Genomic DNA, 8,446 nt, shown 5'->3' with positions numbered 1-8,446 from the left:
CTTGTTCTCATTATGTAACGTAAAATGCGCCCCAGAATTGATCAGGAACTCGTAGGCAGGTTCCTTGAAAATGGATGGAGCATGCAATGACAACTCGATATCACCCGGTTTTGGTTACCTTGCACTGGATTGTCGCCCTTATGATTTTCATGGCACTGGTGGTGGGAGGCCCCATGCTGGCCGAAATGGATAACGCAGACCCGGAAAAGCTGACGGGCATGACAGGGCATATGATCTGGGGCATGACGGTTGGGGTGCTGATCATCCTGCGCCTCATCACCCGCTTTGTGACGAACAAACCCCGCAAGGCTGACGCGGGCAACGCCGCCCTCAACACGCTCGCTGGGCTGGCGCACTGGGCGCTTTACCTGCTCATTGCAGCGATGGTTGTCTCAGGCCTGACCATGGCCATAAACGCAGATCTCTTCGCAATCGCATTTGGCGGCTCTGGCCAGGCACTCCCGGCAGACCTGATGATCTATCCGGCACGCGTCGCCCACGGAGTGATTGCCACCTTACTGAGCGCGCTGATCCTGCTGCACATCGGCGGATGGGCCTTCCACCAGTTTATCCTGAAGGATCGATTGTTCAGCAGAATGTGGTTCGGCAAGCGAAAAGTATCTTCCGAGGCAGAAGAAACGCCTCAGGCGCTGAAGGCCTGATAGAAACAAGAGATGGCTGCTGGGATACACCCCGGCAGCCGTTGCTTTACCCGCGAATGCGAGCGGGATTGCCCACCACGGTTGCCCCGGCAGGCACGTCCTTGGTCACCACGCTGCCAGCACCAACAATGGCCTCATCGCCAATTGTCACGCCCGGCATGATGATCGCAGCCCCGCCAATCCAGACGCGTTTGCCGATGGTCACCGGCTTGGCAACCTCCAACCCGGCACAGCGTTTCTCTGCATCCTTATGGTGCTGCGCGCAATAGATCTGCACGTTCGGCCCCAGCATGGTCTGCGCCCCAATCCGTACCGTGGCGCTGTCCAGAATTGTGCAGCCTGCGTTGAGGAAGACCCTCTCTTCCAGATGAATGTTGACGCCATAGGAGCAATGGAACGGTGTTTCGATGATCGTGCTGTCCGTGGCACTGCCAAGCAAACCACGTAGGGCAGGGCTGATCAGCCCACGTTCACTTGGGTGCAGCGTGCGATGTTCATGCACGGCGCGATAGGCCGCCTGCCGCATCGCCTCCAGCTCATCATCAATGCAGGTGTACCACTCACCCGCCTCCATCTTTTCACGTTCTGTTTTCATGTGGGGCCATTCCTTGAGTCTTGCCGTAACTCTCGGAAAAATCGAAGAGTCTTGCAAGCAGCATTTTTACTGTCACCTGCATTTCGCCACGATCTGAGCAGCACATCAGCGGAATCTGCTGGTTTGCTTTGCCATAAAATGCGATGTAGAACATATAGTGAACAAATGGAGCTGGAGATGCAATGGCTACCTGGGTTCTATTGGAAGGAGAGGGACGGCCAGAGAAATATGTTTGTTGGCGGCTCGCTGCTGTCCTTCGAAGTCGCAATCCTGCTTTGGGAAGAGCTGGCAATGCCGCCATGCCTCATGTGGCAATGGCAGATTTTGCATAAAGCCTATGTGCGAGCATCCGGAGGAGAAGCAACAAAGCCGCTTGGCACCATCTCCTCTCAGATCGCCTACTGTCACTATGTTGGCTCACTCAAGGCGCAACCACCTGAAAGAGAAGAAATGAGAAAACCAAAATATGTCTGGGGCCCCGCTGAAGGAGCAAAGATCGGCGATGGCAGAGGCATTGGCCGCGTTCCCGATAATCCCGAGATTTGCATGCGCGTTGACCGCTTCACCCAGGAGAACGGTGCGATAGGCTGGTACTATGTGGTGTCCGAAGGTCGGGAGTTCATCGAAGACGGACACCGTCTCAGTAAATGGGAAGCCGTTTTGGCGGCTGAAGAAGTTTATGACAGCAGCGGCATCTGTAAGGCCTCTTTGATCTGACCGCACGCCTCAGGTGGAAATCCCCACGGCACGGCGAAGATACTGTGCATCTGAAAGCTGGCGACTGAGAAAACCGGCGATGTCTGCTGGGTTAATCTTCAGCGAAAGGCGCGGTTCAGATGCAGGGAAGTTCTCTTTGTAGCCACCGGTTGCCAGCTCTGGAGCAAACGCGCTAGGCCGCACGATGGTCCAGTCCAGACCGCTCACCCGCACCAGCTCCTCCTGCAGTTCATGGTCTTTGAACACAGGCCGCAACAACGCACCAAACATGATCCGCTTCCAAAAGAAGTTAAGGTTCGCCCAGCTCTCATGCGCCCCAAGGGTGGACTGACAGATCAGCCGCTTCACCCCGTGCTTTTGCATGCCCAGAATGACATTGCGGGTGCCGTCTGACCGGATCGTGCTGCTGCGCGACATGCCGGCTCCCAGTGTAATCACCACCGCCTCATGCCCTTCCACAGCTGCTGCCACCTCATCAGCAGAGGCCGCATTGCCTGCCAGAAGCGTTAAGTTCTCATGCTCAATCTTCAGCTTGTCGGGTGTACGGGCAAAGGCTGTCACCCTGTGCCCATCTGCCAGCATCCTCTCAGTGGCAAGCTTGCCAACGGTGCCCGTTGCACCAAATATGATCGTTTTCATAGTCATGCCTTTTTAACTTTACATGGTGTCAAGTTGACATCATGTCAATCGCATCTATATTGACACCATGTCAAGTCAGAATATTCCCACCCGAGATCGTATCCTGAAGTCCACCTGGCAATTGCTGGAAGCGGGGAATGGCAATGCTGTGCGCATGTCAGATATCGCAAAGGCCGCCAAAATCAGCCGTCAGGCACTCTACCTGCACTTTCCCAATCGTGCGGATTTGCTCACTGCCACAACGCGTTATTTGGATGAAGTACACGATATCGATGCAAAACTGGCAAAAAGCCGGAGCGCAGCATCCGGCACGGAAAGACTGGAAGCCTGGGTCGAGACCTGGGGCAATTACATCCCGACGATTTTTGGTGTGGCTAAGGCGCTCATGGCCATGCAGGAGACGGATGAAGAAGCCGCCGCGGCCTGGGAAGACCGAATCCTCGCCATCCGCGATGGCTGCGAAAAGGCGGTGCAGGCACTGAAAGCCGATGGCAAGCTAACGGATAAAATGAGCGAAGAAGAAGCAACCGATTTGCTCCTCACGCTCCTTTCCGTACGCAATTGGGAACAGCTGCGTATCACCTGCAACTGGACGCAAGACCGCTACATAGACATGATGCAGCAGCTCACCGCGCAGGCATTGGTAAAATCAGAGTAAGGGCAGGGGAGATCAGCTCGCCGCAGTTCCCTGAATGGAACGCGAGCCATTCAGCAGAAGCTGCACCACCAGATCCGCATATCCTTCGCGGCTCAGGTCGCCCCCCGGTTTAAACCAGAGGTAAGACCAATTGAGCATGCCGAACAGGCTCATGGTGACGGGCTTGATCAGCGCGTCGCCATCACCAAACTGCGGATTGGTGGCAGCCACAGCATCAGCAAAAATGGCAACCAGCTTGCGCTCTAGCTCAATGATGTCCTGTTTCTTCTCGGTTGGAAGAAACGAAAGCTCGTTGATCTGCAGCTTGTGCTCTGAATCTGCGTCCTCATAGGCCATCATCAGAGCACGGCACAAGCTACGCAAACGCTCCAGCGGCTCTTGCTCAGCCTGCCCAGCACTCTCCACCGCATCCACGAGCTCCTCAAGGTGCGCACTGATAATATCAATCAGCAGCGTCTCTTTGTTCTCATAGTAGTGATAGAGCAAAGCCTTAGAGAAGCCGCAGATCTTGGCGATCTGCGCCATGGATGTTTTGTCGTAGCCATGCTGCGCGAAGGCGCGCGCCGATAACTTCAATATGGATTTGCGTTTATCGTCATAATCCGCTGCTCTGGTGCGCGCCATGCTTTTGTATTTCCGTTAATCTTCTTTAGGCCGCAAGTCCACAACCCGCTTGGCCTTGCCTTGGCTTCGTTCTATGGAATTTGGCAGGCCCACGTCTACCCCAACCGAAATTCCGATGTTGTTTTTCACATGAACCGCCAGCTCTTTTGCGCTCGCCAGACGATCTGCATCAGAGGTGGCATGGGCAGCCGCTTCCACCTTCACCATCAGCTGATCCATGCGACCTTTGCGGGCCAGCTCAATCTGGTAGTGAGGGGAAAGGCCATCACAGCGCAGCATCTGCTCTTCGATCTGGCTTGGGAACACGTTCACACCGCGCACGATCATCATGTCATCTGAGCGTCCGGTGACCTTTTCCATGCGCCGCATCTTGCGGGCCGTGCCCGGCATCAGGCGTGTCAGGTCTCGGGTGCGGTAGCGGATGATCGGCAGACCTTCCTTGGTCAGCGTAGTGAACACCAGCTCACCCTCAGAACCGTCGGGAAGAACCTCACCGGTCACCGGATCAATAATCTCAGGGTAGAAGTGATCCTCCCAGATGTGCAGACCGTCCTTGGTCTCCACACACTCCTGCGCCACACCCGGTCCCATCACTTCCGAAAGGCCATAGATATCAACAGCATGCATATCGAAGGCTTGCTCGATCTCTTCGCGCATGGAGTTGGTCCACGGCTCAGCACCAAAGATGCCGATCTTGATGGAGCTCTTGCGCGGATCAAGACCTTCTTTGCGATACTCATCCAGAATGGAGAGCATGTAAGACGGGGTGACCATGATGATCTCAGGCTTGAAATCCTCAATCAGCCGCACCTGACGCTCTGTCATACCGCCAGACATAGGGATGACGGTACAGCCAAGCGCTTCTGCACCGTAGTGCGCACCCAGCCCGCCAGTGAACAGCCCATAGCCATACGCGATGTGCACTTTATCACCCGGCTTGCCACCCGCAGCACGAATGGAACGCGCAACAACACCTGCCCAGGTCTCAATGTCCTTCTTGGTGTAACCCACCACAGTTGGCTTGCCCGTGGTGCCGGAAGATGCATGAATGCGGCAGATGTCTTCCTCCGGAACAGCAAACATCCCGAACGGATAATTGTCGCGCAAATCCTGTTTGGTGGTGAAAGGAAACTTCGCCAGATCAGCAAGACTCTGCAAGTCATCCGGATGCACGCCAGCTGCATCAAAACTGTCTTTGTAGAACTTTACGTTCTCATATGCATGCCGAACTGACCAGCGCATGCGCTCCAATTGCAGCGCTTGCAGCTCCTCCCGTCCAGCCGTTTCAATAGGCTCCAGATCAGGCCTGCGTTCTTCAACCTCCAACATTTTCTCCTCCTCAAATGCTGGTCATCCAAATATATTAAGTGCTTAACTCGATATGGGTCCCTTTGATGGTCCTCGAGTTTCCGCGAAATTCTGCAATGCGTGCGCCGTCCTGATTGCACACATGAATGTCGTAGACGCCGGATCGGCCTTGCACGGTAATTTCCTCGGCAGTTGCCGTCAGAACATCATCCTCAAAGGCCGGGGCGAGATAAGTGATGGAGCATTGAAACGCCACAACACGCTGGTTATGGCTGTTGCATGCAAAAGCAAATGCGCTGTCTGCCAGGGTAAAAATGTACCCGCCGTGGCATGTCTTGTGCCCGTTGGTCATGCGCTCAAGGATCTTCATGGAGATCACAGCACGGCCCGGTGCAATCTCATCCAACGTCATGCCCAGAGCGCGTGTTGCTTCGTCTTCTTCCCACATGGAGGCCGCAACGGCCTCCGCCAATTCCTGCTTGTCCATTATCGCTTGCCTGAATACTTCGGAGCCCGCTTTTCCATGAAGGCAGTTACACCCTCCAGATAATCCGGCGTGCGGCCCGCTTCGCCCTGATAATCCCGCTCCAGATCAAGCTGCTCATCCAGCGTGTTGCCTTCAGAGGCATTCAGCGCCTGCTTGATCAGGCCAAGACCAATGGTCGGCCCCACAGAAAGCTCCTGAACCATGGCTGTGGCTTCCTCCAGAAACGTCTCGGCAGAAGAGCACTTCCAGATCATACCCCATTCCTCTGCCTGTGCAGCGGTGATCGGCGTGCCCAGCATGGCAAGCCCGCGCGCCCGGGCCGATCCCACAAGTCGCGGCAGGAAGTAAGTGCCACCAGAATCCGGTACCAGCCCGATCTTGGCAAACGCCTGAATGAACTTGGCTTTCTCAGAGGCAATCACGATGTCGCAGGCCATGGCAATGTTGGCGCCAGCACCAGCTGCCACACCATTGACCGCACACACGATCGGCATGTTGATCGACTTCAGTTTGCGGATGAGGGGATTATAAAAATCACCGATGGTCTGGGTGAGATCCGGCGGAGGGGAGTCGGGGGTCGGCTTCACGCGATCACCAAGATCCTGCCCTGCGCAGAACCCTTTGCCTGCTGCCGTCAGCAAAATTGCGCGGCAGTTTTCGTCCGCATCTGCGGTTTCCAGCGCGGCATAGAGCGCACGGTGCATCTCGTCATTGAACGAGTTCAGTTTGTCAGGACGGTTCAGTGTAATCACATGGTAGGTGTCTTTCACATCCACCAGAATGCTCTGCTCGGAAATGACGCTCGTCTCGCTCATGGTCTCTCCCTCCATATAGGTCTGTCATCACTCCCCAGTGAGCCACCGAATCTCCTCCAATGAACTTCCAAATTCATGAGGAGAGCCCTCTGGAAAACCTAATCACTTCGTAGGCTGGTCGATGGTTCTAGCAATTTTTGCTTGAAATGACTGACCGGTCGGTAAATTATTGTCTGGAAGTGAAACCGCTGTCAATTGGAATTCAACTCACACATTGGTCGAAGAAACACTGCGGCAACCGCAGGTTTTTCGAGGAGGAACAATGAGTAACTTTTTTGAAGCACATAAAGACACGCTCTTTCAGGCAGTAAAGACAAGTAAATCAAGAGATTACTGGTCTGCTTACCCTGAAATCGCCTCTGGCAAGATCTATGGCGAAACAGCAAAAGACGATCAGCTTGCAGAATTTGAGGGGATTCTTGGCAAGCCATTCGCACTGGGCCAGCCAACCAACGGCAACTGGACCGGTGCCGAAACCTCGCCCTATGGCAAGGAGTTGGGCGTCACTTATGAAGATGCAGATCCGGCAGAGCTGGTCAAAGCCTCACAGGAAGCAGGCAAGAGCTGGGCCAAAGCATCCGTTGAAGAGCGCGTCGGCGTTGCGCTGGAAATGCTGGACCGCATCAACAAAAAGTCCTTCCTCATCGCCAATGCGGTGATGCACACCTCCGGTCAGGCCTTCATGATGGCGTTCCAGGCAGGTGGCCCACACGCGCAGGACAGAGGCCTCGAAGCCGTTGCCTACGCCTATGACGCGATGACCCAGACACCAACTGAGGTGACCTGGACTAAGCCGCAGGGCAAGCATGATCCAATCGTGCTGGATAAGAAATTCCGCGTTGTGCCACGCGGTGTTGCGCTGGTCATCGGCTGTGCGACCTTCCCAACCTGGAACACCTATCCGGGCATGTTCGCAAGCTTTGTCACCGGCAACCCGGTTATCATCAAGCCGCACCCGATGGCGATTCTGCCAATGGCCATCTCCATTCAGATTGGCCGTGAGGTGCTGAAAGAAGCAGGCTTCGATCCAAACGTCCTGCTGCTGGCTGCAGATACCGCGGATGCACCAAAAACCAAGGAACTGGTCACTGCTGACGCTGTGAAGATCATCGACTTCACAGGCTCCAACGCCTTTGGTGAGTGGGTGCGTGAAAACGCAGGAGATGCATTGGTTTATACTGAGGAAGCAGGTGTCAACGCGATCACCATTGAGTCGACTGACAACCTGCGCGGCATGGCCAGCAACATCGCGTTCTCCCTGTCGCTCTATTCCGGTCAGATGTGCACCACTCCGCAGAACATCTTCGTTCCCCGTGATGGCATTAAAACCAACGACGGCAAGAAGAGCTTTGAGGAGGTGGCAGACGCCATCAAGATCTCGTTGGACAAGCTCCTCGGCGATCCGGCCCGTGCAGCAGCGATCCTCGGTGCCGTACAGAATCCGGCCACGCTGGAGCGTATCGATGCTGCTGGCAAGCTCGGCAAGGTGATCCGCTCATCCGAGCCTGTAGAAGGTATGAGCGGCGCTCGTTCTGCAACGCCAACACTGGTGGCAGTCGATTCCAAGAACGAAGAAGCCTACATGCAGGAACGCTTCGGTCCGATCTCCTTCATCATCGCTTGTGATGATATCGACGATGCTATCGCCCGCGCGGCAGGCTCCGCAAAGAGCCATGGGGCCATCACGGCAGCGCTGTATTCAACCGATGAAGCTGTGATCGACAAGGCCACCGATGCTTATGCCTGGGCAGGCGCACCGCTTTCTGTGAACCTAACTGGCAACATCTACGTGAACCAGTCAGCCGCTTATTCTGACTTCCACGTCACCGGCGCCAACCCAGCCGGCAACGCCAGCCTCACAGATGGCGCCTACGTCGCCAACCGCTTCCGCATCGCAACAGTGCGAAGACAGGCAGCCATGGCCTAAGGCAAGTTTTTGAG

General features: G+C 55.3%; 10 protein-coding genes. 4 read left to right on the top strand and 6 right to left on the bottom strand.

The window, feature by feature from the left end; translation table 11 throughout:
- The first annotated feature begins 86 nt into the window (after positions 1-86).
- Positions 87-662, top strand: coding sequence for a cytochrome b (locus tag PJE062_RS13415; RefSeq protein WP_050773925.1), 576 nt, complete (start codon positions 87-89; stop codon positions 660-662).
- Between the two features lie 46 nt (positions 663-708).
- Here the strand turns inward: PJE062_RS13415 and PJE062_RS13410 are convergent, their stop codons facing one another.
- The gene (locus PJE062_RS13410) at positions 709-1,257 is read right to left on the bottom strand and encodes a sugar O-acetyltransferase (RefSeq protein WP_008549638.1); all 549 of its coding nucleotides are present in this window, start codon (positions 1,255-1,257) and stop codon (positions 709-711) included.
- Between the two features lie 177 nt (positions 1,258-1,434).
- Between PJE062_RS13410 and PJE062_RS13405 the strand changes: the two genes are divergently transcribed.
- Positions 1,435-1,974, top strand: coding sequence for a hypothetical protein (locus PJE062_RS13405; RefSeq protein ID WP_208982304.1), 540 nt, complete (start codon positions 1,435-1,437; stop codon positions 1,972-1,974).
- A 9-nt stretch (positions 1,975-1,983) separates the two neighbouring features.
- On the opposite strand, the gene PJE062_RS13400 is transcribed toward PJE062_RS13405, so the two are convergent.
- The gene (locus tag PJE062_RS13400) at positions 1,984-2,613 is read right to left on the bottom strand and encodes an NAD(P)-dependent oxidoreductase (RefSeq protein WP_008550085.1); all 630 of its coding nucleotides are present in this window, start codon (positions 2,611-2,613) and stop codon (positions 1,984-1,986) included.
- A 67-nt stretch (positions 2,614-2,680) separates the two neighbouring features.
- Here PJE062_RS13400 and PJE062_RS13395 point away from each other — a divergent pair, with 67 nt between their 5' ends.
- Positions 2,681-3,271, top strand: a complete 591-nt coding sequence (locus PJE062_RS13395) for a TetR/AcrR family transcriptional regulator (RefSeq protein WP_008549617.1) — start codon at positions 2,681-2,683, stop codon at positions 3,269-3,271.
- A 12-nt stretch (positions 3,272-3,283) separates the two neighbouring features.
- Here PJE062_RS13395 and PJE062_RS13390 read toward each other — a convergent pair whose 3' ends face one another.
- Genes PJE062_RS13390 through paaG form a run of 4 tightly spaced genes read right to left on the bottom strand, consistent with a single transcriptional unit; the run spans position 3,284 to position 6,520 of the window.
- Positions 3,284-3,895, bottom strand: coding sequence for a TetR/AcrR family transcriptional regulator (locus PJE062_RS13390; protein WP_008549518.1), 612 nt, complete (start codon positions 3,893-3,895; stop codon positions 3,284-3,286).
- Positions 3,896-3,910: 15 nt separating this feature from the next.
- Positions 3,911-5,224, bottom strand: coding sequence for a phenylacetate--CoA ligase PaaK (gene paaK / locus PJE062_RS13385; protein ID WP_008549939.1), 1,314 nt, complete (start codon positions 5,222-5,224; stop codon positions 3,911-3,913).
- Between the two features lie 34 nt (positions 5,225-5,258).
- Positions 5,259-5,690 (bottom strand): hydroxyphenylacetyl-CoA thioesterase PaaI, encoded by a 432-nt coding sequence (gene paaI, locus PJE062_RS13380; RefSeq protein WP_008550030.1) that lies wholly within the window; start codon positions 5,688-5,690, stop codon positions 5,259-5,261.
- The gene (gene paaG, locus PJE062_RS13375; RefSeq protein WP_008549812.1) at positions 5,690-6,520 is read right to left on the bottom strand and encodes a 2-(1,2-epoxy-1,2-dihydrophenyl)acetyl-CoA isomerase PaaG; all 831 of its coding nucleotides are present in this window, start codon (positions 6,518-6,520) and stop codon (positions 5,690-5,692) included. The genes paaI and paaG overlap by 1 nt, the downstream gene beginning before the upstream one ends.
- A 247-nt stretch (positions 6,521-6,767) precedes the next feature.
- On the opposite strand from paaG, the gene paaN reads away from it, so the two are divergent.
- Entirely contained in the window at positions 6,768-8,432 is a 1,665-nt protein-coding gene (paaN, locus tag PJE062_RS13370) for a phenylacetic acid degradation protein PaaN (protein ID WP_008550029.1), read from the top strand.
- The last annotated feature ends 14 nt before the right edge of the window (positions 8,433-8,446 follow it).

Source organism: Pseudovibrio sp. JE062 (genome assembly GCF_000156235.1).
In the GTDB taxonomy this organism is placed as follows: Bacteria; Pseudomonadota; Alphaproteobacteria; order Rhizobiales; family Stappiaceae; genus Pseudovibrio.
Note: the sequence above shows the minus strand (reverse complement) of the source record. Positions and strands in the feature narration are given on the sequence as shown.

Bases quoted from the DNA above. Each gene is read 5' to 3' on its own strand.
- PJE062_RS13400 (WP_008550085.1), bottom strand. From the start codon at position 2,613: ATGAAAACGATCATATTTGGTGCAACGGGCACCGTTGGCAAGCTTGCC.
- PJE062_RS13415 (WP_050773925.1), top strand. From the start codon at position 87: ATGACAACTCGATATCACCCGGTTTTGGTTACCTTGCACTGGATTGTC.
- PJE062_RS13390 (WP_008549518.1), bottom strand. From the start codon at position 3,895: ATGGCGCGCACCAGAGCAGCGGATTATGACGATAAACGCAAATCCATA.
- PJE062_RS13410 (WP_008549638.1), bottom strand. From the start codon at position 1,257: ATGAAAACAGAACGTGAAAAGATGGAGGCGGGTGAGTGGTACACCTGC.
- PJE062_RS13405 (WP_208982304.1), top strand. From the start codon at position 1,435: ATGCAATGGCTACCTGGGTTCTATTGGAAGGAGAGGGACGGCCAGAGA.
- paaG (WP_008549812.1), bottom strand. From the start codon at position 6,520: ATGGAGGGAGAGACCATGAGCGAGACGAGCGTCATTTCCGAGCAGAGC.
- paaI (WP_008550030.1), bottom strand. From the start codon at position 5,690: ATGGACAAGCAGGAATTGGCGGAGGCCGTTGCGGCCTCCATGTGGGAA.
- paaK (WP_008549939.1), bottom strand. From the start codon at position 5,224: ATGTTGGAGGTTGAAGAACGCAGGCCTGATCTGGAGCCTATTGAAACG.
- PJE062_RS13395 (WP_008549617.1), top strand. From the start codon at position 2,681: ATGTCAAGTCAGAATATTCCCACCCGAGATCGTATCCTGAAGTCCACC.
- paaN (WP_008550029.1), top strand. From the start codon at position 6,768: ATGAGTAACTTTTTTGAAGCACATAAAGACACGCTCTTTCAGGCAGTA.